Raw genomic sequence first — 21052 nt, forward strand, 5'->3', positions numbered from 1 at the left:
GTTCCCGAGTGGCCAATGGGGACAGACTGTAAATCTGCTGCTTTTCAGCTTCGGTGGTTCGAATCCACCCGCGCCCATGAAAAAACCGCTGGTGTAGAGATACACTGGCGGTTTTCTTTTGCACAAATGTCAGACTCACATAGGCGGGTGGATGAGAACAGCTGCGGCCCGGCGCTTCGCGTCCCGCCGGGCAAAAACAGCCGCCGCACGGAAAGCTCCATGCGGCGGCTGTTCTCATTTTGTTGAATCTTCAGAAAAAATTACTTTACGTACTCGACAGTGTACTCGAAGCCGTACTCTTCCTGCAGCTTCTTGACGGCAGGCTCGCAGTCCTCGATGAAGGTGGGAGCGTAGACGGAAGCGCCGTTGTGGGCCTTCTTGTAGTCCTCAACGATCTGCTGCAGCTTTGCCCAGCCCTCGTTGGCCTTTGCCTGGTCAACGCTGTCGGGGAAGTTGATGATGAATTCGCGGTGAGAAGGGATACGAGCTTTCATAATAGAATCTCCTTATGAAAAAATATGATTTCGAATTTATACAGAAACAGGAAAATGCCCTGAATCTTACAGTTGGTAAACAGTCCGGGCGTTCTGCGCCGTCTGGCGGAAGACTTCTTCCGGGCTGATGCCCTTGACGCTGGCGACATACTCGCCGACGTACCGGATGAGGGAGCTGTCGCAGCGGATGCCGCGCACCGGCTCCGGGGCCATGTAGGGGCAGTCCGTCTCGAGGACGATCTGCTCCAAAGGCAGAGCCGCAATGGCCTTTGCCGCCCGTTTGGCACCCTTGAAGGTGCAGGCGCCGCCGAAGCCGAAATACAGCCCCTGCCGGGCCAGCCACACGGCGTCGTCCGCACTGCCGGAATAGCAGTGGACGATGCCCTTGGGACGGTATTTTTTCAGCAGGGCGTAGACGTCGGCGTGGGCGTTTCGGTCGTGGACGATGATGGGCTTGTCCAGCTCAAGCGCAAGGCGGATCTCCGCCTCAAACAGCGCCAGCTGTGCGTCTTTCGGCACAGGCCAGTGGTAGTCCAGCCCGCACTCGCCCACAGCGACCACCTTCGGGTCGTCGTAATAGGGGGCAAGGGCTTTCATCTCAGCGGCCCAGTCGCCGCCAAAGACCGAGACAGTGGGGGCAGGGCCTTCCTCGCCGCAGTCCTCGGGGGCCAGCAGGCTCTCGGGATGGATGCCGATGGCGGCATACACCCACGGATAGCGGTGAGCCAGTTCCAGCACCCGGGGCGCGTCCCCCGAGTGGGTGGCCTGCTCGCAGACGCCGACCACGCCCTTTTCGGGCAGGCTGTCCAGCAGAGCGAAGCGGTCAGCATCGAAGGCGCGGGAGCTGTAGTGGGCGTGGGTGTCGAAAATCGGGCCGGTCATTGTTTCTCCTTCTTGGCGTTCTTGGCGGGGGCTTTGTTCACCAGCCAGATGCCGACGCAGACGAACACCAGTGCGGCCAGATACTGCCAGCGGAACAGCGGTTCGCCGTTGAGCACAGCGCTCAGCAGCACGTTGACCACCGGGTTCACGAAGCCGAAGATGGCAATGCGGCTGACGGGGTTGTTCTTCATCAGCAAAGCCCAGAGCAGATAGCCGGCGCCGCAGATGAAGGCCAGATACAGCAGCACCAGAATGCCAAGCGGCGTCACACTGCCCAGACGCCCACCGAGAGCCGTACCCAGCACGAAAAGTGCTGCGCCGCCCACGAACAGGTTCAGGAAGCAGACCGCGAAGCTGTCCGCCTTTTTGGTGACGGACTTGTTCCACGGGCCGGACAGGGTGAAGACCACCGTTGCAAACAGCATACAGAAGACGCCCCAGCCGCTGCCGCCGCCGTGGTTGCCCAGTGTGCCGATGAGAACGCCCGCAAAGCCGACGGCGCAGCCCAGGGTCTTTGCCGGGGTCATCCGATCGGCATTGCCGTAGATGAAGTGGGCAAAGATGACGCCCAGAAAGCTCTGGGTGCTGTTCAGGATGCCGCCGAACGCACCGGTGAGCATCGCCACGGCGATGTAGTAGAAGGCGTACTGGGTCGTGGTCTGCCACAGGCCCAGTACACAGCACTCGGCAAAGACTTTCCCTTTCGGGAAGGTGGGCATCCGGCTCTGGAGCAGGGTGCTGCCCAGCAGGACGAGCAGACTGCCCAGCATGAACCTTACACCGGCAAAGCAGAAGATAGACGCGGTGTTGGACGGATCGATCTCAAAGAGGCGGTAGCCCATCTTGATGAAGGGGAACGCACAGCCCCACAGCACATTGCAGAAGATGGCCAGCAGCACCGCAAACAGCGGTGTGCCGAAAATTTTGTCCAGCTTCTCGGCGCGGGAAAGAGTCATGTTGTTCTCCATCGCTCAGTGGATGCGCGCGCCCACGGGGGTGTCGTCGCTGTAGAAGGGGATGGAGCAGCCGCCGTCGGCAGTGTCAGCGGCGAAGATCATGCCCTCGCTGACATACTTGCCCTTCATCATCGGGCGGGGTGCCAGATTGCAGACGATGCCGAGCTTCTTGCCGATGAGGTCTTCCGGCTTGAACCACTTGGCGATGCCGGACAGGATGCAGCGCTCACGCTCGCCGTCAAAGACGGTCAGGTGGAGCAGCTTTTTGCTCTCCTTCAGGTTCTCACAGGCGCGGACCTCGGCCACGCGCAGCTCCACCTTGCAGAAGTCGTCATAGGAGATCTCTGCCTCGTGGGTGAAGTCCACATTGCTCTCCTCAGCGGGAGCAGCGGCCTTCTTCTCAGCCTCTTCCTTGGCCTTCTTAGCGGCCTCGGCAGCGGCCTTGCGCTTCTCGTCCTCTTCCTTCAGGTGGGCGATCTCCTTTGCCACGTCGATGCGGGGGAACAGTGCCTCGCCCTTGTGGACGGTGTAGCTCTCCTGAACGCCGTAAGCGGCCTTTTCCACGTCGATAGCGGAAGCGTCCAGACCCAGCTGCTCCATCATCTTGGGAGCGGTGGAGGGCAGGTAAGCGTTCAGCAGGATGCCGGCCACGCGCAGAGCCTCGCACAGATGGTACAGCACGCTCTCAAGGCGCTCCTTGTTGGCCTCATCCTTGGCCAGAGCCCAGGGGGCGGTCTCGTCGATATACTTGTTGGCGCGCTGGATGACGGCGAAGATCTCCATCAGAGCCTGCGGGATGGTCAGGTTGTCCATGTCTGCCGTGACCTTGCCCAGCAGTTCGCTGGTCATGGTCTCCAGCTCGGTGTCGATGGCCTCGGTGCCAGCCACTTTGTGGACAGTGCCGCCGAAGTACTTCTCACACATGGCGACGGTGCGGCTCAGCAGGTTGCCAAGGTCATTTGCAAGGTCGCTGTTGATGCGGTTGATGAGGGCTTCGTTGGTGAACGTGCCGTCGTTGCCGAAGGGGATCTCACGCAGCAGGAAGTAGCGGATGGCGTCCACGCCATAGCGGTCGCAGAGGATGACGGGGTCAACGACATTGCCCACGGACTTGGACATCTTGCCGCCGTTCATCAGCAGCCAGCCATGGCCGAACACCCGCTTGGGCAGCGGCAGATCCAGAGCCATCAGCATGGCGGGCCACAGGATGGTGTGGAAGCGGAGAATCTCCTTGCCCACCATGTGCAGGTCAGCAGGCCAGAACTTGCTGTACTCGTCGTACTTCTCGTTGCCGTAGCCCAGAGCGGAGATATAGTTGCTCAGAGCATCGACCCAGACGTACATGGTGTGCTTGGGGTCGAAAGGTACGGGGATGCCCCACTTGACGGAGGTGCGGGAGACACAGGTGTCCTGCAGACCCTGCTTGATGAAGGCGATCATCTCGTTCTTGCGGCTCTCGGGCTGGATGAACTGGGGGTTCTCCTCATAGAGCTTGAGCAGACGGTCAGCATACTTGCCGGTCTTGAAGAAGTAGGCTTCCTCGTGGGCATCGTAGACCTCGCGGCCGCACTCAGGGCATTTGCCGTCCACCAGCTGGCTGTCGGTCCAGAAGCTCTCGCAGGGCTTGCAGTAGTGGCCGGTGTACTCGCCCTTGTAGATGTCGCCCTGCTCATAGAGCTTGGTGAAGATCTTCTGGCAGGACTCCATGTGGTAGTCGTCGGTGGTGCGGATGAAGCGGTCGTAGCTGATGTCCATCAGCTTCCACAGATCTTTGACGGTGGCGACGATCTTATCCACGTACTCCTTGGGGGTCACGCCTGCGTCGGCGGCCTTGTCCTGGATCTTCTGGCCGTGCTCGTCGGTGCCGGTCAGGAACATGACGTCGTAGCCCTGCATCCGCTTGAAGCGTGCCAGTGCGTCGCAGGCCACGGTGGTGTAGCTGTGGCCGATGTGCAGCTTGTCGCTGGGATAATAAATAGGTGTGGTGATGTAGAATGTCTTGTGCTCGCTCATGAAAACGATTCTTCCTTTCTTTTGGCGCTAACAGCGAAAAACGCCCCCGCCCTGCCGGCTGTGCCGGACAAGGACGAGAGCGTATAACTTCCGTGGTACCACCTTGTTTCGCCGCACCCTTGCAGACGCGGCCTTGCGCCGGAACTCCCGGCGAGCGCAGTAACGGGCGCACCCGTCGCAGGCTGACATAACGCTTCGCCCACGCAGCTCAGAGACCATGTTCCGCTCCGCGCGGCCTGCCCGGTTCCATCCTTCGGGCTTTCTGTCAGGCGCAGACGAGGCGTACTCTTCTCTTCACAGCCAATTTACATTATTACATCTAATATACGCAAAATCGGTGGGTTTGTCAATATAATAATGTGGAAACCTCTCCGTCATCGCTGCGCGATGCCACCTCCCCTACCGAGGGGAGGCTTTGGCATTCCGTAAAGCTTTATCTCTTTGCCAGAGGCTCCCCTACTAGGGGAGCTGTCTGCGAAGCAGACTGAGAGGTTGTACAAAGAAAAAGCCTGCCGGTGCGGAAGACACCTTGAAAATTAGACCTCGTAATCCAGGCAGACGCGGCTCTTATAGTAGGGCCGCACCTTGCTGTCGGCGACGGCCACATGAGCCGGGTGCTTGGAGTAGCCCTTGAGTGCCTCGGCAGACTCAAAGGTGGTGTCCAGCATCAAATCGGCGTTGGAAGAGGGGAGGCCGTTGATGTTGACGTGGATTTCCACGAGGCCGGGAATCTGACCGGCCAGACCCTCGAGGCCCGCTTTGATGCCGGCCTTGATGTCTGCCTTTTCGGCGTCGGAATATTCGTCTTTGAGCTGCCAGAGAATGATGTGCTTTACCATAATAAAATCCTCCTGTTGTTGGCCGAAATACTTGCTGCCCTTATTGTAACATCTGCACAAAAACTGCGCAAGAGCTTTTATTTGCTCACGCAGCGGCGGGATGATATAATAAAAGGTAAGAATGGGAACGAGCTGCGGCGCTCTGTCCCGGAACGCAAGAGATTTTTGGTGGACTGCGGGCCGCGCCGATCAGCGCCCCGCAAGACTGTGAGGAACATCGGATGAAAAAGCATTTAGCCCATCTTGCTGCCGCTCTGGCAGTGACACTGCTCTTCGGCGCTGCGGCCGGCCCTCTGAGTGCGGCTGCGGCGGCACCCACGGCGATACTGGACGAAGAAAATACCGCGGCGGCAGAGAGCCGCCTGAACCAGAGCTGGCTGGACATGGAGATCGAGTACGATGACCTGAACCCGGTCTATCAGCTCTATCTGTCCAGCGCCGCCCCCGACGACTGGGTGTACCAGTGGTACAGCACCAACCCCGCTGTGGCGACGGTGGACCGCAACGGCCTCGTAACGGCCCAGAAGCCCGGCAAGACCACCATCGTGGCCAACACCTACACCACCACCCTGCGGTGTGACGTAACGGTGGTGTCCAACGTGGGCCGGGTGACCCTGAACCAGGAGCGGCTGTATCTGGAGAACATCGGCGGCACGGCGGCCCTGAGAGCTTCCGTAGCCGTGGAGAACGGTGACGCAGTACCCATCACCTGGACTACCAGCAACCCTGCCGCCGCCACCGTAGACCCCTTTGGTCTGGTAACGGCGGTGGGGGACGGGGAGGCCCTGATCACCGCCACCACCCCGGACGGCCACAGCGCCTGCTGCAATGTCTACTGCGGCACGCAGGTGGCGATTCAGGAACAGATCGAGGCCGATGAGGCAAAGATCGCCCTCGGCGTCCTTGGCGGTTTCGCCGTCCTCGTAGGTGCGCTGGCGCTGGCAGTCTCCGGCAGCTGAAAAACAATATCAAAATAAAAGCAGGCACGCACCCGGAAAAGCCGGAAATGCGTGCCTGCTTTGTTATGCTCTTACAGCTGCGCTACTGTGGTAAAACATCTTGCGATGTTCCAAATATTTGATGTAATATCGTCTTAAATTGGAACTCCGCAAGGTTTGCGGTGTTCCAACTTCGCACGAAAGTCGAACTCCGCAAAGCGTGCGATGTTCGATTCTGGACGTAATATCGAGCAAAAAGTGGAACTCCGCAAGATAACCTGCGGGTCTCAGAGGATTACACGCCCGAAGCACCGTAGTTTGCCAGCACACGGGCGGAGGGGTCGTTGACGTTGCAGCCCGGCCATGCCTTGTTGGGCATCCAGAAGTCCACGATGGTGCGGCTCTGGTCGTGGTAGTATTTCTCGAAAATTTCGCGGTAGAACAGGCTCTCCTTGGTAAACGGCATACAATGGGCGGAGTAGTTTGCCCGGCGGAGCTGGAATTCCTCGTCGGTGTAGAGGCTCTCGGCGTACTCCTTGATGTCGTCCACCATGCTGTGGCCCACAGCGTCGGAAAAAGCGGCCTTTTCACGCCACAGGATCTCCGGCGGCAGCCAGTCGCCCTCGAACGCCTTGCGCAGCAGGTATTTGCCCTTGCCGTAGCTGTTCAGCTTCTTTTCGGGGTCGATGGCCATGACGTACCGCACAAAGTCCAGATCACCGAACGGCACGCGGGCCTCGATGCTGTTGGCGGAGATGCAGCGGTCGGCGCGCAGGACGTCGTACATATACAGCTCGCGGATGCGCTTCTGGCTTTCCTGCTGGAATGCATCTGCGGTGGGGGCGTAGTCGGTGTACTTGTAGCCAAACAGCTCGTCGGAGATCTCACCGGTCAGCAGCACGCGCACATCGGTCTGCTCGTGGATGGCCTTGCACAGCAGGTACATCCCCATGCTGGCGCGGATGGTGGTGATGTCCCAGGTGCCCAGCAGACGGATGACCTCTTCGAGGCTGCTGATGACCATATCCCGGTTGATGATGATCTCGTGATGCTCGCTGCCCAGATACTCAGCGGTCTGGCGGGCATATTTCAGGTCGATGGCGTCGGTATCCATGCCGATGGCAAAGGTGCGAATGGGCTTGCCCAGCTTCTTGGCGGCGATGGAGCAGACCAGCGAGGAGTCGAGGCCGCCCGACAGCAGGAAGCCCACGGGTGCGTCAGCGTCCAGACGCTTCTCCACGCCTGCAATGAGCTTTTCGCGGATGTTGGTCAGGATGGTGTCCATGTCGTCCTGCATCGGAGCGGGAACGTCGGCGATGTCCTCGTAGCGGACAAAGCGTCCGTCGCAGTAGTAGCTGCCGATGGGGAAGGGGCGGATGTCATCGCACCAGCCAATGAGGTTCTGCATCTCAGAGGCAAATGCGATCTTGTGGCTGGACTTGGAGTAGCCGTAGAACAGCGGACGGATGCCGATGGGGTCGCGGGCTGCGATGAGGCGGTCTTTGCGGGAATCGTACAGGATGAGCGCGAATTCGGCGTCCATGTGGCGGAACATATCGAGGCCGTACTCATAGTAGAGCGGCAGCAAAATCTCGCAGTCGCAGTCGGAGGTGAACTTGTAGCCCCGGCGCTTCAAAATCTCTTTCTCGAAGCGGAAGCCATAGAGTTCGCCGTTGCAGACCACGCAGTCGGCCCCGCGGTAGAAGGGCTGCATCCCCTCCGGCGTCAGGCCCATGATGGCGAGGCGCCCGAAGCCCATCAGGCCGAAAGGCCCTTCCACCACACGCTGGTCATCCGGCCCGCGCGAGACGGTGCGCATCAGATATTCTTTGAACTTGTCGGCACTCATATCATGCCCGGTATAGCCTATCACACAGCACATATTTCTTACCCCTCTTGTGTTGTTTTCCAACCTCTCCGTCACGCCTGCGGCGTGCCACCTCTCCTATCGAGGAGAGGCCTTGGCATTCTGGTAAAGCTTTCCCTCTTCGCCAGAGGCTCCCCTCGGTAGGGGAGCTGTCGAGCGAAGCGAGACTGAGAGGTTTACTTAAATATAAAAAAATACGGCAGCAAACGTCCTTTTTGCTAGGACGAATGCTGCCGTATCCGTGGTGCCACCTAAATTACCGGCACAGCGTGCCAGTCACTTTGTGCGCTCTCCCCGTTGAAAGCACTGCCGCGATAACGAGCGGCGCACGTCTGCCCCTACTGCCCGCAATGCCACAGCATCCGGGGGTTCAGGGGGAAGCTCACGGGGGTTCGTTCAGGCCCGGCCATCTGTGCGGCTCACACCTGCCCGCACTCTCTGGAAGAGGGCGCTCAGGGCCTTACTTTTCCCGTTCATCGCTTTTTATGCAGAAATTGTATCACTGCTTTTTGTCCGTGTCAACATCTGCACAGCAATTTTTACAGGTTTGTGCAGCCTGCCCGTCTTCGGCCTCATTTGCAGCGCAGCTGCGGCACAAACCGTACAAAACGCTGCCCTCGCACTGCAGCGTGAAGCCGTGCTCTGCCATCAGGTGGGCGCGCACCTCGTCCATGAAGTGGCAGTCCAGATGATAGATCCGCCCGCACCGCACGCACTTGAGGTGCAGGTGCTCCCGGCAGTGACGGCCCTCGTCCACATACTGGAACACGGCCTTTTCGCCCTTGTCGGCGACGTATTTCATCACCCGCTGCTCTCCGGCCAGCTTGTCCAGATAGCGGTAGACGGTGGTGGGGTTGGGGCTGGCGCCCTCGGCCTCGAGGTGCTCGAGGATATTGGACGCGCTGACCGCGTGCTGGCGGTTGCGGATGAGATAATCCAGGATGAGCTGGCGGGTCTTGGTGTTGTAGCCGTCGCTTCGTGCCATGATGCTGATACCTTCTTTCTGTCTGTAGTGTACCACATTTTATCTTTCGATGCAAAACAACAGCCAAACGCTGGCAATAAGCACAAAAACGGTTGTGAAATATGTGCAAAAATGAGTTAAGATATTTGGTCAAAACGGAAATCAAGCCAAACTTCAGCAGAAACTCTTGTAAAAAATATCCTGTTGTGTGATAATAAAATCGAGATGATAGTTGGATGGTTTCAGGGATACAAGCAGAAGACGAAACATCCGACCGGAGATAGACTGGAGAAGAGGAAGAAGAAGATGAAAGAGACGGAAGCACAGGCAAAGCTGAGCCTGAAATTACAGGCGTATCAGTACCTGAAAACCAAGATCCTGAACTGTGAGTACCGCCCCAATGAGTTCCTGAACGAGCAGAAGCTCTGCGCCGAGATGGGCAACATCAGCCGTACCCCCATGCGGGATGCGCTGGGCCGCCTGGAACAGGAAGGACTCATCACCATCCTGCCCAAGAAAGGTCTGATGGTGTCGGGCATCACCGAGGAGGACGTACACAGCATGTTCGAGATGCGCCTGCTGGTGGAGCCTTATGCGCTGCGCACCTACGGCGCGGACATCCCCCGGGAGGAGCTGGAACACTTTGTGCGGATGATGCACGAGCCGGACGTCATCGACGACTTCTGCAAGGCGGACGACGACTTCCACGAGCTGTTGATGAGCACTCTGCCCAACAAGTATATGCGCTCGGCCTACGACCGGATCACCGGCCTGAACACCCGTTTCCGCATCATGACCGGCAAGGTGAGCATGATTAACCGGGAGCAGACCTGCGAAGAGCATCTGGAAATTCTCGAGCCTGCCCTGAAGGGCGACTGGAACACCGCCGCCGATGCCCTGCAGAAACATCTGGAGATCGCCCGTGACAAGGCTGAGGGCGTCATCAAGGTCATCCGGCTGTGGTGAGAAGATAACAACAAAAGACCTCTCTGTATCGAATGGTGCGGGGAGGTCTTTTTTCACGCAGGAAGGGAAAATGGTTGAAAACGATTCCCCAAAACCGATATAATGGGGACAGTTCAAATGTGAGGTCTGACAAAATGCAAAACAACACACTTTCCCGTCCGGGCTTTTCCCTCAGCGGCACGGCCCTGAAACGCATTGCCTGCCTGTCGATGCTGCTGGACCACATCGGCGCGTCCCTGCTCGAGAACGGCCTGTTCAAGCAGGGAGCGTTCTGGCCGGGGGATGTTCAGCTGGACGGCGTTCTGCGGCTGGCGGGGCGGCTGGCGTTTCCCATCTACTGCTTTCTGCTGGTGGAGGGCTTCCTCCACACCCACGATTTCAAAAAATACGCCCTGCGGATGCTGGGCTTCGCACTCATCAGCGAGTGGCCCTTCGACTGGGCGTTCTTCTCGGGCGTCTACTGGGGGCATCAGAATGTCTATTTCACCCTCCTGCTGGGGCTGCTGGCTATGAAGGCTCTGGATACACACCAGACGCCGGAGGGGATGCCGGCGCTGAAAGGCATCCTCGGGGCGGCAGCCTGCTTCCTCGCGGCGGCGCTGCTCCATTGTGACTACGACGTGCTGGGGCTGGCCCTCATCCTCGCCCTCTACATGACCCGGAAGGACAAAAGAGCGCAGTGCATCGCGGGCGCAGTTTTCTCCCTCTTCGAGCCGGTGGCACCGCTGGCGTTCGGGCTGGTCTGGTTCTACAGCGGCGAGCGGGGCGGCAGCTCCAAACTCGAGCAGTGGGCGTTCTACTGGTTCTATCCGGCCCACATTTTCGTCCTCGGCATCCTTACAAACCTCCTGCTTTTCTGATAAATAACCGAAAATTATAAAAATATGACACAAAATTGCAACATGATATGAGGAAAACTGGCAAAAAGTGTGATATAATAAACGATAGGATAGCAAAAATGCATCAGGAGGTTCTACCAATGAAGATCATTCGTGCAAAAGACTACAAGGATATGTCCCGCAAGGCGGCAAACATCATCTCCGCGCAGGTCATCATGAAACCGAACTGTGTGCTGGGTCTGGCGACCGGAGGCACCCCTGTGGGCGCTTACGCACAGCTGGTGGAGTGGTATAACAAGGGCGACCTCGACTTCTCCGAAGTGACCACCGTCAACCTCGACGAGTACCGCGGCCTGCCCAAAGAGCATCCCGAAAGCTATTGGAGCTTCATGCACAAGAACCTGTTCGACCATGTGAACATCCGCCCCGAGGCCATCCATCTGCCCGACGGCACCAACCCCGACGCGGCCGACGCCTGCGCCAAGTACAACGACATCATCCACAGCGTGGGCGGCATCGACCTGCAGCTGCTGGGCCTCGGCCCCAACGGCCACATCGGCTTCAATGAGCCGGGTGAGGCATTCGAGCTGGAGACCCACTGTGTGGACCTGACCCCCGCCACCATCGAGGCCAACAAGCGCTTCTTCGACGGCAACGAGGACCTTGTGCCGAAGCAGGCCTACACCATGGGCATCAAGACCATCATGCAGGCCCGCAAGGTGCTGGTGGTCGCCAACGGTCTGGCAAAGGCCAAGGCCGTCAAGGCTGTCGTTTCCGGCCCCGTTACCCCCGAATGCCCGGGTTCCATCCTGCAGATGCACCCCGACTGCATCCTCGTGGCCGATGAAGAGGCCCTGAGCCTGCTGTAAGGCCCGGAGGAACGCATGGACGAAAACGAAAAGAAAGAGCCGGAGACGGCACAGGAACCGCCCAAACCCGAGGACTACGGCCGCTACATGGGGACCCTGAACCGCATCTACCGCCGGAACAATAACCCGCAGCGCAAGAAGCTGGGCGACGGCATCACTTCGCTGAAAAAGGGGCAGCAGCCTGCCGCCCCTGCGCCGGAGCCAGGCAAAAAAGACCGCAGCTTCCTTGTTGTGGCGGGCGGTGCCATCGTCCTGATGGCGATCCTGTATTTTATCAAGCTCTTATAAATAAAAAGGGCCGCTGTGCAGCTGCACGGCGGTCCTTTTGTATTGCTATAAGGCTCAAACGTTCTCGGTCAGGAACTTCTCGACAGCCTCAATGGCAGCTGCCTCGTCTTCGCCCTCGGCGGTGACGGTGATGGTCTCGCCCTGACGGATGCCCATGCCCATCACGGCCATCAGCTTGCGCATATCGCAGGTCTTGCCGTTCTTCTCGATGGTGATGGCGCTGGTATACTGCTTGGCCAGCTTGACCAGCAGGCCGGCGGGGCGTGCGTGGACGCCGAGTTCATCTTTGATGGTATACTGGAACTGTTTCATGGCTCATAGTCTCCTTGTTGGATAAAAGGGGGATTCGGGTCGTTCAAAAAATCAGACAGCGCTCTCGTAGTCCAGCATGAACTGCACGATGCCGTCCATGGCCAGCTCGCGCGGGTCGAGCTTCAGCTTGCCCTCGCGGATCTTTGCGTAGCTGATGGGCATGTACTGGTGGAGCATATTCATCGGGATGGGGTACTCGCGGAGATTGTCGAACAGCTTGTTCATGGCGGCGACCACCTCGGGCTGACCGATGTAGTAGCGGGCGCGGTCGGAGTAGCTGTACTTGCGGCACTGTGCCAGATGCTTCTCGTCGCCGTGATAGTGCTTCTCCCAGTTTGCAGGGGAGGCCAGCATGACGGCGTCCAGCGTCTCGATGAAGTTGGCGCGCTTTTCCTCAGGGACAAGCTCCTTCTCCATCATGCTCAGGGAGAACAGGGCCTCACGCAGGCCGTAGGTCAGGGCCGGGCCGACCTTGAGGATGGCGATGCCGTCGGTGACCATGTTGTACAGGTCGGTGGCGGTCTGGTAGTCGGTGGAGTGGCCCTCGAAGCAGATGTCCGGGAACTCCTTCAGGGCTGCGCAGAGGTCCACAGCGGCGGCAGGGTCATAGTCGAACACCTGCTCGTCGCCAAACTCGACGCCGGGCTGGACGACCACAGCGATGACATCCCTCATGCCGTCGCCCACGCCCTCTTCGGTCCAGACGCGCTGGTAAGTAGAGACGGTGTCGCGGAAAGCATCGGGGCTGGTGACAGCCAGCGTGTCCTCAGCCTCGGTAGCACCGCCGGGGATGGGTACTTCGCTGCCGATGACGAAGACGGGACGCATTGCATCGGGCTTCTCGGCCTTCAGCTCTTCGTAGCCCTTCATAGCTGCCTTGTACAGCTGCGCGCCGCGGCGTGCGATGACCTCGGTCTTGAGCAGGCCGGGAGCGTCGTCAGCCACCTTCATGCTGGTGTCGAGGTGGATCTTGGTAAAGCCTGCGCGGGCGTACTGGTAGACCAGCTCGACCGAGTTCTTCATGGCCTCGGCCTCGGGCAGCTTCTGCCAGGTCAGGGGGCCGAGGTGGTCGCCTGCCAGGATCATCATGTTCTCGGGCAGGTCGATGTCCTTGGCCATTTTCAGGACCATCTGGTAGAAGTCGGCGGGCTTCATGCCGGTGTAGCCGCCAAACTGGTTGACCTGGTTGGCGGTGGCTTCGATCAGGACGGGGATGTTGCGCTCCTTGGCGCGGCGCAGCGCGATCTCAATGACCAGCTCGTTGGCGCTGCAATAAGAGGGGATGCCGCAGCGGATGCCCTGGCGGCGCTTGTCCATCATTTCCTGAAGCGGGTGTTTCATGTTTGCTATCTCCTTCGTGTTTGCTTGGGTGTATGCGTTGAATGGTTTTCATTAAAGTTTGGGCTGGCCCATGCAGTAGGTCTGCAGGACGTCGTAGTTATCTTCCAGCACCACGAGGTCGGCGTCCTTGCCCACCTGGATGGAGCCCTTGCGGTCGTCCAGATGCAGGCACTTGGCCGGGTTGATGGTGCAGGCGTTCAGAGCGTAGTTGAAGGGGACCAGAGCCTCTTCCACGAGGATGCGCAGACCCTTGTTGATGTTCAGGGTGGAGCCTGCCAGACCGCCGGTGGCCGTCAGATGGGCGCTGCCGTCGGGGTAGATGATGATCTCGTTGCCGCCGAACAGGTACTTGCTGCCCACGGGCGTACCCTTGGCCATCAGGGCGTCAGAGACCATGATGGCGTAGTCGGGACCCTTGCTCATGAAGTAGTTGTTCAGAGCAGCGGGGGTGGAGTGGCAGCCGTCACAGATGATCTCGCCGTACATGGTGCGGATGCGGTAAGCTGCGCCCACCAGACCGTTTGCACGGTGGTTGAAGGGCGACATACCGTTATAAACGTGGGTCATGGAGCGCGCACCGTTGGCGTAGGCCATGACAGCCTGCTCGTAGGTCGCGCCGCTGTGGCCGATGCTGACCACTACGCCGTGGGCCGTCAGATAGCGGGTGAGGGCGAAGTCCTCATCATGCTCCGTTGCCAGCGTGACATAGCGGATGTGGCCGCGGGCCGCTTTCTGGTAGTGCTCGAACTGCTCGATGGTGGGTTTGACGATGTACTGGTCAGGCTGTGCGCCCTTGTACTTCATGTCGAGATAGGGGCCTTCGAAGTGGATGCCCAGGATCTCTGCGCCGTCGTAGCCGCTCTCCATGACATTGGCCACGTTGGTGACAGCGTTGGTCAGCACCTCTACGCTCTGGGTGATGGTGGTGGCGAGGAAGCTGGTGACGCCTTCCGAGACGATGTGCTCTGCCCAGTAGCGCAGGCCGTCCTCGTTGGCGTCGTTGGTGTCGAACTCGTAGGCGCCGTGGCAGTGGATGTCCATAAAGCCGGGGACGATGCGCTTGTCACCGTAATCGTCGTCCACATCCTTGGTGCCATAGGGCAGGATGGCGGTGATCCTGCCGTCATTCACCTCAATGGCAGCAGGGACGAACTGGTCTGCCAGCCAGACCTTTTTGCTTTGTATTACCATTTTAAATGCCCTCCTTCTGGGGTTGATAGCTTAATTTCATTATACCGCACGGCTTCGGAAAAATATTTATAATTTTCAATCGATTTGTTATTCGTTTCGGCAAAAAGACATAAAAATGATGGAGAAAACGGCCTGACAGGCCGATGCGCGGCGGCTGGTTTGTCTTTTTCAACCAAAAAGTTATGGCTTTCAGTTACCCCCTTGTTTTCTGCGGTTTGGTTGTGATATAACAAACAAAAGAGAGCGGAACAGCTCTGCTATGGAATTATCAGAAAAAAGTTTTACCGTGTCCATTAGGAGGTAGATTTAGGATGAGCATTTTTAATCTGACCGATGAGAAGATGAAGGAGACGTCTTCCACCTTTACGGCCCATGAGATCTATCAGCAGCCTGCCACCTGGCGCAAGACCTGCGCACAGCTCGCTGCCTGCAAGGATGAGCTTCAGGCTTTTATCGATCAGGTCGTCAAGCAGGATGATTTCGACATCGTCCTCACCGGTGCCGGCACCAGCGAGTTCGTCGGCAACTCCCTGTTCCAGGCCCTGAACCCCAAGTACGACTTCAAGGTCAAGTCCTACGCTTCTACCGACCTCGTGCCTTCCCCCGAGAACTTCCTCTCCCGCACCAAGCCCACCCTGCTGGTGAACTTTGGCCGTTCGGGCAACTCCCCCGAGTCTCTGGGCAATGTGGAGGCCGCTGAGGTCGTCTGCCAGAATCTGTATCACCTGTTCGTGACCTGCAACCACGAGGGTACTCTGTCCAAGCTGGCAAACACCCGTCACAACTGCTTCGCCATCAACCTGACCCCCGAGACCCACGACCAGTCCTTCGCCATGACTTCCAGCTACAGCAATATGTATCTGGCTACCTATCTGGCCTTCAACCTCGACAAGCTGGACGAGATCACCGCTGAGGTGGAGAAGCTGGCCGTCGCCGGTCAGCACTTCCTCGATGACCAGTTCGGTCTGGCACAGAAGATCGTGGACGAGTTCGATTACAACCGCATCGTCTATCTGGGCAACATCGGCCTGAAGGGCGTCGCTCAGGAGTCCGCTCTGAAGACCCTCGAGCTGACCGCCGGCAAGGTGGCCACCATGTACGACTCCGAGCTGGGCTTCCGCCACGGCCCCAAGTCCATCATCGACAACAACACCCTGACCGTCGCTTACCTGAGCGATGACGAGTACCGCCGCCGCTACGAGCTGGATCTGGTCAAGGAGATGGCACACCAGCGCAAGGGCAACAAAATCGCCGTCGTCTACAACCACGACTGCGAGGGCATCGAGGAGCTGGCCGACTATCCCGTCCAGATCAAGGTCGGTGCCGATATGGAGAACGTCCTGCTGGGTCTGGACTTCATCCTGTTCGCACAGACCATCGCTCTGATGAAGTCCCTGTCTCTGGGCATCACCCCGGATAACCCCTGCCCCACCGGCGAGGTGAACCGCGTGGTCAAGGGCGTCACTCTGTACCCCTACACGCTGAAATAATCAAAACAACGTCATAAATTCAGGAGGGCAACGAGTATGATCGGTTTGGTAGTTACCGGCCACGGCCATTTTGCAGACGGTATCCACACCTCTGCGCAGATGATCGCGGGCGAAAATGATTATGTCCGCTACATCAACTTTGAAGAGGGGATGACTCCCGAGCAGCTGGCCGAGAAGTTCAACGCCGCTTTTGACGAGTTCAAGAGCTGCGACGGCGTCGTGGTGCTGTCCGACCTGCCCGGCGGCTCTCCCTTCAAGACTGCTGTGGAGTGCAAGTATGCACGTCCGGAGCAGAAAATCGAAGTCATCGCAGGCACCAACCTGCCCATGATCGTCACTGCCGTGACCATGCTGGACATGGAGGACGATCCCCGTTCGCTGGCAGACGAGCTTATCGAAACCGGCAGGGACTGCATCGCTCTGTTTGAGCTGGAGGCTGCCACTGCCGAGACCGAATCTGAAGAAAGCGACGGGATCTGATTTATGACGATCAACTGGGAAGTTATCATCTGGACCTGCATCACGCTGGCCGTGCTCATGAGCATCATCGGCCTCATCCTCTACGCCATCTCGGCCAAGAATGTGCGCAGCAAGCGCAAGGAGCTGGGTGAGGTACACACGGAGCTGAAAGTCGGCTCCCGCATCATGTTCGCGGGCGGCGTCTACGGCAAGGTGGTCAGCATCGACGACGAGGACACCCTCCGCGTGGAGGTGGCCCCCAAGGTCGTCATCACCATCTCCCGCTACGCAGTCCAGAGCCTCCTGAAATAAGGCGGCATTCCCCCATATTTGCTACTTTTACCTTTCTTTCATAACGGCAAGGCCCCCGCAGAATGTTCGGCATTCTGCGGGGGCCTTGTCATTTGTGCAGCAAAAAGCGGGAGCGGACATCCCGAAGGACATCCGCTCCCGCTGCGATTTTATGTGATTAAGCCTTGCCGTTGCTGCCGCAGACCAGGATCTTGCTCTTGACGTATTCCTTGACGTACTCGCGGCCGACGGCGCTGTACTTCTTGGGGTCGAAGACCTCGGGGTCCTTGGCGAGGTATTCCTTCAGGCCCTTGCTGAAGGCAATACGCAGGTCGGTGGCGTAGTTGACCTTGCACATACCGCGTGCGACACACTCGCGGACAGCGTCATCCGGCACGCCGGAGGTGCCATGCAGCACCAGAGGCACAGACACGACCTTGCGGATCTCGCTCAGGCGCTCCATATCCAGCTTGGGAGTTCCCTTGTAGACGCCGTGGGCAGTGCCGATGGCGACAGCCAGAGAATCGACGCCGGTGCGCTCTGCAAACTCAGCAGCCTCGGAGGGGACGGTGTAGCCGTTGCCATTGCCGCCATCAAGGTCGTCTTCCTTGCCGCCGACCTTGCCCAGCTCAGCCTCCACCGGGATACCGGCGGCGTGGCAGGCGCGGACAACGGACTTGGTGATTTCGATGTTCTCCTCAAACACATGGTGAGAGCCGTCGATCATGACGGAGGTGTAGCCGGCACGGAATGCCTGCATGGACAGCTCATAGCTGCTGCCGTGGTCGAGGTGCATCACGACGGGGACACTTGCCTCAGAAGCGGCTGCGGCCACCATGGCGTGGAACATGGCCGGAGAAGCGTACTTCAGGGTACCCGGGGTGGTCTGGACGATGACAGGAGCGCGCAGCTCCTCAGCAGCGGCGATGATGGCCTGCACCATCTCCATGTTCTCGGCATTGAACGCGCCGATGGCGTAATGGTTCTTCTGAGCGTCGAGCATCAAATCTTTGGTCGTAACTAAGGACATAGTAAAACCTCCAAAAACTTTACCTTCTTCAAAAAGCGTTAAGAGTTTAACGATTCATCTTTATTATAGATAGTCTTGGCTAATTTGGCAAGAGCAAAAAACGCCAAAGAGTTTGTCATTTGCGGTTGAAAGCTCAGAAGCCCAGCTGTGCATCCTCCCGGGCGGCTTCCAGAACGGTGACCACCTGCCGGGTCTTTTTCAGTGCGGCGTAGCAGGCATCATAGTCCTTGAGGGCCAGGATCATGGCGATCTCCGCCACCTCGTAGAACCACGGCGACTCGCTGTACTCGCTGCAAATATCTTCCTGTCCGGGACGGACGAGGCGGAGTTTCTGGCAGTTGCTGCTGCCCGGTTCGATGAGGATGCGGCCCGCGTCGCCGATGAGCTGGACGCTGCCCGGCGCGGCGCAGTCCTTTGCGCCGGTACACTGGCAGATGAAGTCGGGGTATTCCAGCAGGAGGATGCCGCTGGTGTCGATGCCGTTCTGGTAGAGATTCGGATGGTAGCTCACCAGCATAGGTTCGCCGAACAGCCCCACCACGAAATGTACATTATAAAGGTTCAGGTCCATCAGCGCGCCGCCGCAGCAGGCCGGGTCAAATACCGGCGACACCTGCCCGGAGAGCAGGGCATCGTACCGGCTGGAATACTGGCAGAAGGTACAGGAGACGATGCGGAGAGAACCGATGTCGTCGAGGTACTGCTTTGCAAGTGCATAGTTGGGGTGGTGGGCCGTGGTGATGGCCTCGAAGAGGAAGAGGTGCTTCTCTTTCGCCAGCGCGATGAGCTCGTCAGCCTCCGCCACGGTAGGGACGAAGGGCTTCTCGCAGAGGACGTTCTTTCCGGCCAGAAGCGCTGCCTTGGTCTGTGCATAGTGCAGGCTGTTGGGAGTGGCGATATAGACCAGCTCAATGTCCGGGTCGGCCAGCATGGCGTCATAGTCGGTGTAGACCTTCGGGATGCCGAACTGCTGTGCCAGCGCCTCGCCGGTGGTCTGCTGCCGGGAGCAGACCGCCTCACAGCGGAACGCAGGGACCTTTGCAAACTCTGCTGCCATCGTGCGGGCGATGGAGCCAGTGCCGAGGATGCCGATATTCATAGGAACGCCCTTCCTTATATATAATGGGTATCAGACGCTGCTCTGACAGTTCTGCTTGACGAATTCGCTGGGGGACATGTGATACTTCATGTTGAAGGACTTGGAGAAATAATGGATGGAGCTGTAGCCCAGACGCAGCGAAATTTCGCTGATGGTATAGCGGTTCTCGAGGAGCATCTGACAGCTGCGCTCCAGCTTCTTGTCGTTGATATACTTTTTGGGCGACTGGTCCACCGAGTTCTTGAACAGCAGCTGCAGAGCGGACCGGGACAGCGAGAAGTGCTCGCAGATCTCCGGGATGGTGAGGGGGTCGTAGATGTTGTCGTCGATATAGGCGATGATGCGGTCGAACAGCTCGTCCATGGCGCTCTGGTGGGCTGTGCTGCTGGCGGGGGCCATGGGGGAGGCGTAGGTGCCTTGGAGCAGCCGGATGATGGTTTCGGTCAGCAGGCAGAGCATCAGGCTGTTCATATAGGGGATGCCGGTGGTGCTCTCCCGGACGAAGGTTTTTAATAAGGTGTTTATCTTCTGGTCGTAGTGGAACACCCGGTTGATGAGGGCGTCATACCAGACCTCCCGCTCCACGGGAGTCAGGTTGCGCATATCGAAGAGGATGGTCATATAGGAGGCCCTGTGCTCTTCGTCGGTGTACTGGGTGTGGAACTGGCCCGGGCCGTATATCATCAGGTCTTTTTCTTTTAAGTGGTAGAGCGTGCCGTCCACTTCGGTCTCCAGCTCGCCGGTGTCCACATAGGTCAGCTCGAAGAAATCGTGCCGCTCACCATGGAAACAGTAGTTCTCAGTGCGGATGCGGTAGTAGTAGCCCAGAATTTTCTGTATCTCGATGCGGGGCAGGACGGCTAGAAATTCGTACTGGGAAGGAAAGTCTGTGATATGCAGCAAGTAGCTGCTCTCGGCGTAAAGGTCGTACTCGAGCTTCTGGGTCGTGGAGACGACGGCGAAGTAGATATTTGGCTTGATGTGGATGAGCCTGTTCATCGCAAACTCCTGCACATCGGCAGCCTCCGCCGTGTGGGAGACCAGCAGAACGCCAATGCCGCTCTTTACCTGTAAATAGGTATCGCAGTTGAAGCAGTAGAACTGGGAGACATAGCGGCGGGTGATGGCAACCATCGTCTGGTGGATGAGCTCCGGGTGCTCGCGGTCGATGGGCTGGTGGTAGACCGAGCCGTAGTCCAGAAAAGTGTCGTTGGAAGTTTCGCGTTGCATTCAAATCCCTCCTTACTGAAAAAGTATATCATTTTTTTGGCATTTTGACTAGTCTTATTTATACTTTTTTGGTAGATTGTAATGAGACTCACCGAATTTAACCGTTTTTTCGAAACAATTTGTTAAAAAATATAAAGACATTTGTTCAAATATAGCCTATAATGTAGTTACTCTGAATTGGAAACTCAGACAAAAAACTCAAGGAGGAATTTGAGAATGCCGAACATTGTTCTTACGCGGATCGACAACCGTCTTGTTCACGGTCAGGTCGCAACGCAGTGGTGTGGCGCCATTGGTGCAAACCTTATTCTGGTGGCCAACGACGAGGTGGCTGGCAACAGCCTGCGTCAGGGTCTGATGAATATGGCTGCTCCTGCCTACGCTGCAATGCGTTACTGGACCATCCAGAAGACGATCGATACCATCCACAAGGCCAGCGCCAAGCAGCTGATCTTCATCGTCTGCGAGAACCCGCAGGATGTCGTGAAGCTGGTGGAGGGTGGCGTTCCCATCAAGAAAGTCAACATCGGCAACATGCACATGGCAGAAGGCAAGCGCCAGGTGGCAGGTTCTGTCGCAGTTGACGACGCCGATGTGGCTGCGTTCAAGCGGCTGCAGGAGCTTGGTGTGGAACTGGAGATCCGCCGCGTTCCTACCGAACACGCTGAAAACATCGAAAAGCTGTTCAAGTAAG

At 58.1% G+C, this 21052-nt stretch carries 22 protein-coding genes, 1 tRNA gene and 1 other annotated feature; of the genes, 10 read left to right on the forward strand and 13 right to left on the reverse strand.

The genetic code is table 11. The annotated features are described in order from the left end of the window. Positions 1 to 77, forward strand: a tRNA-Tyr gene (locus AAAU26_RS02400). Positions 78 to 260: 183 nt separating this feature from the next. Here AAAU26_RS02400 and AAAU26_RS02405 read toward each other — a convergent pair. From AAAU26_RS02405 to AAAU26_RS02425, 5 genes are all read right to left on the reverse strand, one after another. Further along, positions 261 to 494 carry a methylenetetrahydrofolate dehydrogenase gene (locus AAAU26_RS02405; RefSeq protein ID WP_149794787.1) on the reverse strand — a complete coding sequence of 78 codons (234 nt, stop codon included), beginning with the start codon at positions 492 to 494 and terminating at the stop codon, positions 261 to 263. Positions 495 to 560: 66 nt separating this feature from the next. Further along, complete coding sequence (locus AAAU26_RS02410) at positions 561 to 1376, reverse strand: TatD family hydrolase (protein WP_227619406.1); 816 nt, start codon at positions 1374 to 1376, stop codon at positions 561 to 563. Further along, a complete protein-coding gene (locus AAAU26_RS02415) occupies positions 1373 to 2332 on the reverse strand; it encodes a DMT family transporter (RefSeq protein ID WP_227619407.1) in 960 nt (319 codons plus the stop codon). Before AAAU26_RS02415 ends, AAAU26_RS02410 begins: the two co-directional genes overlap by 4 nt. 15 nt (positions 2333 to 2347) lie before the next feature. Next, positions 2348 to 4345 carry a methionine--tRNA ligase gene (metG, locus tag AAAU26_RS02420; protein WP_227619408.1) on the reverse strand — a complete coding sequence of 666 codons (1998 nt, stop codon included), beginning with the start codon at positions 4343 to 4345 and terminating at the stop codon, positions 2348 to 2350. A 536-nt stretch (positions 4346 to 4881) separates the two neighbouring features. Beyond that, positions 4882 to 5184: a Dabb family protein gene (locus tag AAAU26_RS02425; RefSeq protein WP_207676387.1), complete on the reverse strand. Its 303-nt coding sequence runs from the start codon at positions 5182 to 5184 to the stop codon at positions 4882 to 4884. A gap of 221 nt (positions 5185 to 5405) precedes the next feature. Here AAAU26_RS02425 and AAAU26_RS02430 point away from each other — a divergent pair, with 221 nt between their 5' ends. After that, positions 5406 to 6143 (forward strand): Ig-like domain-containing protein, encoded by a 738-nt coding sequence (locus AAAU26_RS02430; RefSeq protein ID WP_217211777.1) that lies wholly within the window; start codon positions 5406 to 5408, stop codon positions 6141 to 6143. Positions 6144 to 6417: 274 nt separating this feature from the next. On the opposite strand, the gene asnB is transcribed toward AAAU26_RS02430, so the two are convergent. Together asnB and AAAU26_RS02440 are read right to left on the reverse strand one after the other, a co-directional pair. After that, positions 6418 to 8004 carry an asparagine synthase B gene (asnB, locus tag AAAU26_RS02435; RefSeq protein ID WP_149794793.1) on the reverse strand — a complete coding sequence of 529 codons (1587 nt, stop codon included), beginning with the start codon at positions 8002 to 8004 and terminating at the stop codon, positions 6418 to 6420. Positions 8005 to 8205: 201 nt separating this feature from the next. Continuing rightward, positions 8206 to 8475: a binding site (T-box leader), on the reverse strand. Positions 8476 to 8488: 13 nt separating this feature from the next. Beyond that, complete coding sequence (locus AAAU26_RS02440; protein WP_015565933.1) at positions 8489 to 8974, reverse strand: Fur family transcriptional regulator; 486 nt, start codon at positions 8972 to 8974, stop codon at positions 8489 to 8491. Positions 8975 to 9259: 285 nt separating this feature from the next. Here AAAU26_RS02440 and AAAU26_RS02445 point away from each other — a divergent pair, with 285 nt between their 5' ends. The 4 genes from AAAU26_RS02445 (at position 9260) to AAAU26_RS02460 (ending at position 11915) form a co-directional block, all read left to right on the forward strand. Beyond that, the gene (locus AAAU26_RS02445; RefSeq protein WP_158399848.1) at positions 9260 to 9919 is read left to right on the forward strand and encodes a GntR family transcriptional regulator; all 660 of its coding nucleotides are present in this window, start codon (positions 9260 to 9262) and stop codon (positions 9917 to 9919) included. 134 nt (positions 9920 to 10053) lie between these two features. Further along, positions 10054 to 10779 (forward strand): TraX family protein, encoded by a 726-nt coding sequence (locus AAAU26_RS02450; protein WP_227619409.1) that lies wholly within the window; start codon positions 10054 to 10056, stop codon positions 10777 to 10779. A 119-nt stretch (positions 10780 to 10898) separates the two neighbouring features. Then, positions 10899 to 11627: a glucosamine-6-phosphate deaminase gene (gene nagB / locus AAAU26_RS02455; protein ID WP_015565936.1), complete on the forward strand. Its 729-nt coding sequence runs from the start codon at positions 10899 to 10901 to the stop codon at positions 11625 to 11627. A gap of 15 nt (positions 11628 to 11642) precedes the next feature. Beyond that, a complete protein-coding gene (locus AAAU26_RS02460) occupies positions 11643 to 11915 on the forward strand; it encodes a hypothetical protein (protein ID WP_227619410.1) in 273 nt (90 codons plus the stop codon). A 54-nt stretch (positions 11916 to 11969) separates the two neighbouring features. Here AAAU26_RS02460 and AAAU26_RS02465 read toward each other — a convergent pair whose 3' ends face one another. From AAAU26_RS02465 to nagA, 3 genes are read right to left on the reverse strand one after another with little or no spacing between them, the layout of a single operon-like run. Then, positions 11970 to 12227, reverse strand: coding sequence for an HPr family phosphocarrier protein (locus AAAU26_RS02465; protein ID WP_149794799.1), 258 nt, complete (start codon positions 12225 to 12227; stop codon positions 11970 to 11972). A gap of 51 nt (positions 12228 to 12278) precedes the next feature. Then, complete coding sequence (locus AAAU26_RS02470; protein ID WP_227619411.1) at positions 12279 to 13568, reverse strand: class II D-tagatose-bisphosphate aldolase, non-catalytic subunit; 1290 nt, start codon at positions 13566 to 13568, stop codon at positions 12279 to 12281. Between the two features lie 51 nt (positions 13569 to 13619). Continuing rightward, positions 13620 to 14759 (reverse strand): N-acetylglucosamine-6-phosphate deacetylase, encoded by a 1140-nt coding sequence (gene nagA / locus AAAU26_RS02475; protein ID WP_158396468.1) that lies wholly within the window; start codon positions 14757 to 14759, stop codon positions 13620 to 13622. 311 nt (positions 14760 to 15070) lie between these two features. On the opposite strand from nagA, the gene AAAU26_RS02480 reads away from it, so the two are divergent. Genes AAAU26_RS02480 through yajC form a run of 3 tightly spaced genes read left to right on the forward strand, consistent with a single transcriptional unit; the run spans position 15071 to position 17020 of the window. Further along, positions 15071 to 16249: an AgaS family sugar isomerase gene (locus AAAU26_RS02480; RefSeq protein WP_158396470.1), complete on the forward strand. Its 1179-nt coding sequence runs from the start codon at positions 15071 to 15073 to the stop codon at positions 16247 to 16249. Positions 16250 to 16285: 36 nt separating this feature from the next. Next, positions 16286 to 16729 carry a PTS galactosamine/N-acetylgalactosamine transporter subunit IIA gene (gene agaF, locus AAAU26_RS02485; RefSeq protein WP_149794804.1) on the forward strand — a complete coding sequence of 148 codons (444 nt, stop codon included), beginning with the start codon at positions 16286 to 16288 and terminating at the stop codon, positions 16727 to 16729. A 3-nt stretch (positions 16730 to 16732) separates the two neighbouring features. Continuing rightward, a complete protein-coding gene (gene yajC / locus AAAU26_RS02490; RefSeq protein WP_207676394.1) occupies positions 16733 to 17020 on the forward strand; it encodes a preprotein translocase subunit YajC in 288 nt (95 codons plus the stop codon). Between the two features lie 157 nt (positions 17021 to 17177). Here yajC and fba read toward each other — a convergent pair whose 3' ends face one another. From fba to AAAU26_RS02505, 3 genes are all read right to left on the reverse strand, one after another. Beyond that, positions 17178 to 18029, reverse strand: coding sequence for a class II fructose-1,6-bisphosphate aldolase (fba, locus tag AAAU26_RS02495; protein WP_227619412.1), 852 nt, complete (start codon positions 18027 to 18029; stop codon positions 17178 to 17180). A 133-nt stretch (positions 18030 to 18162) separates the two neighbouring features. Further along, complete coding sequence (locus tag AAAU26_RS02500; RefSeq protein WP_227619413.1) at positions 18163 to 19128, reverse strand: Gfo/Idh/MocA family protein; 966 nt, start codon at positions 19126 to 19128, stop codon at positions 18163 to 18165. Positions 19129 to 19158: 30 nt separating this feature from the next. Next, entirely contained in the window at positions 19159 to 20358 is a 1200-nt protein-coding gene (locus AAAU26_RS02505) for a helix-turn-helix transcriptional regulator (RefSeq protein ID WP_217211769.1), read from the reverse strand. Positions 20359 to 20574: 216 nt separating this feature from the next. Here AAAU26_RS02505 and agaV point away from each other — a divergent pair, with 216 nt between their 5' ends. Further along, positions 20575 to 21051, forward strand: coding sequence for a PTS N-acetylgalactosamine transporter subunit IIB (gene agaV / locus AAAU26_RS02510; RefSeq protein WP_015565947.1), 477 nt, complete (start codon positions 20575 to 20577; stop codon positions 21049 to 21051). The last annotated feature ends 1 nt before the right edge of the window (position 21052 follow it).

The sequence above is a fragment of the Faecalibacterium longum genome (assembly GCF_040094125.1).
Classification (GTDB): Bacteria; Bacillota; Clostridia; order Oscillospirales; family Ruminococcaceae; genus Faecalibacterium; species Faecalibacterium longum.

Excerpts from the sequence above, each read along its gene's own strand:
- AAAU26_RS02405 (WP_149794787.1), bottom strand. The coding sequence starts at position 494 with ATGAAAGCTCGTATCCCTTCTCACCGCGAATTCATCATCAACTTCCCC.
- AAAU26_RS02410 (WP_227619406.1), bottom strand. The coding sequence starts at position 1,376 with ATGACCGGCCCGATTTTCGACACCCACGCCCACTACAGCTCCCGCGCC.
- AAAU26_RS02415 (WP_227619407.1), bottom strand. The coding sequence starts at position 2,332 with ATGACTCTTTCCCGCGCCGAGAAGCTGGACAAAATTTTCGGCACACCG.
- metG (WP_227619408.1), bottom strand. The coding sequence starts at position 4,345 with ATGAGCGAGCACAAGACATTCTACATCACCACACCTATTTATTATCCC.
- AAAU26_RS02425 (WP_207676387.1), bottom strand. The coding sequence starts at position 5,184 with ATGGTAAAGCACATCATTCTCTGGCAGCTCAAAGACGAATATTCCGAC.
- AAAU26_RS02430 (WP_217211777.1), top strand. The coding sequence starts at position 5,406 with ATGAAAAAGCATTTAGCCCATCTTGCTGCCGCTCTGGCAGTGACACTG.
- asnB (WP_149794793.1), bottom strand. The coding sequence starts at position 8,004 with ATGTGCTGTGTGATAGGCTATACCGGGCATGATATGAGTGCCGACAAG.
- AAAU26_RS02440 (WP_015565933.1), bottom strand. The coding sequence starts at position 8,974 with ATGGCACGAAGCGACGGCTACAACACCAAGACCCGCCAGCTCATCCTG.
- AAAU26_RS02445 (WP_158399848.1), top strand. The coding sequence starts at position 9,260 with ATGAAAGAGACGGAAGCACAGGCAAAGCTGAGCCTGAAATTACAGGCG.
- AAAU26_RS02450 (WP_227619409.1), top strand. The coding sequence starts at position 10,054 with ATGCAAAACAACACACTTTCCCGTCCGGGCTTTTCCCTCAGCGGCACG.
- nagB (WP_015565936.1), top strand. The coding sequence starts at position 10,899 with ATGAAGATCATTCGTGCAAAAGACTACAAGGATATGTCCCGCAAGGCG.
- AAAU26_RS02460 (WP_227619410.1), top strand. The coding sequence starts at position 11,643 with ATGGACGAAAACGAAAAGAAAGAGCCGGAGACGGCACAGGAACCGCCC.
- AAAU26_RS02465 (WP_149794799.1), bottom strand. The coding sequence starts at position 12,227 with ATGAAACAGTTCCAGTATACCATCAAAGATGAACTCGGCGTCCACGCA.
- AAAU26_RS02470 (WP_227619411.1), bottom strand. The coding sequence starts at position 13,568 with ATGAAACACCCGCTTCAGGAAATGATGGACAAGCGCCGCCAGGGCATC.
- nagA (WP_158396468.1), bottom strand. The coding sequence starts at position 14,759 with ATGGTAATACAAAGCAAAAAGGTCTGGCTGGCAGACCAGTTCGTCCCT.
- AAAU26_RS02480 (WP_158396470.1), top strand. The coding sequence starts at position 15,071 with ATGAGCATTTTTAATCTGACCGATGAGAAGATGAAGGAGACGTCTTCC.
- agaF (WP_149794804.1), top strand. The coding sequence starts at position 16,286 with ATGATCGGTTTGGTAGTTACCGGCCACGGCCATTTTGCAGACGGTATC.
- yajC (WP_207676394.1), top strand. The coding sequence starts at position 16,733 with ATGACGATCAACTGGGAAGTTATCATCTGGACCTGCATCACGCTGGCC.
- fba (WP_227619412.1), bottom strand. The coding sequence starts at position 18,029 with ATGTCCTTAGTTACGACCAAAGATTTGATGCTCGACGCTCAGAAGAAC.
- AAAU26_RS02500 (WP_227619413.1), bottom strand. The coding sequence starts at position 19,128 with ATGAATATCGGCATCCTCGGCACTGGCTCCATCGCCCGCACGATGGCA.
- AAAU26_RS02505 (WP_217211769.1), bottom strand. The coding sequence starts at position 20,358 with ATGCAACGCGAAACTTCCAACGACACTTTTCTGGACTACGGCTCGGTC.
- agaV (WP_015565947.1), top strand. The coding sequence starts at position 20,575 with ATGCCGAACATTGTTCTTACGCGGATCGACAACCGTCTTGTTCACGGT.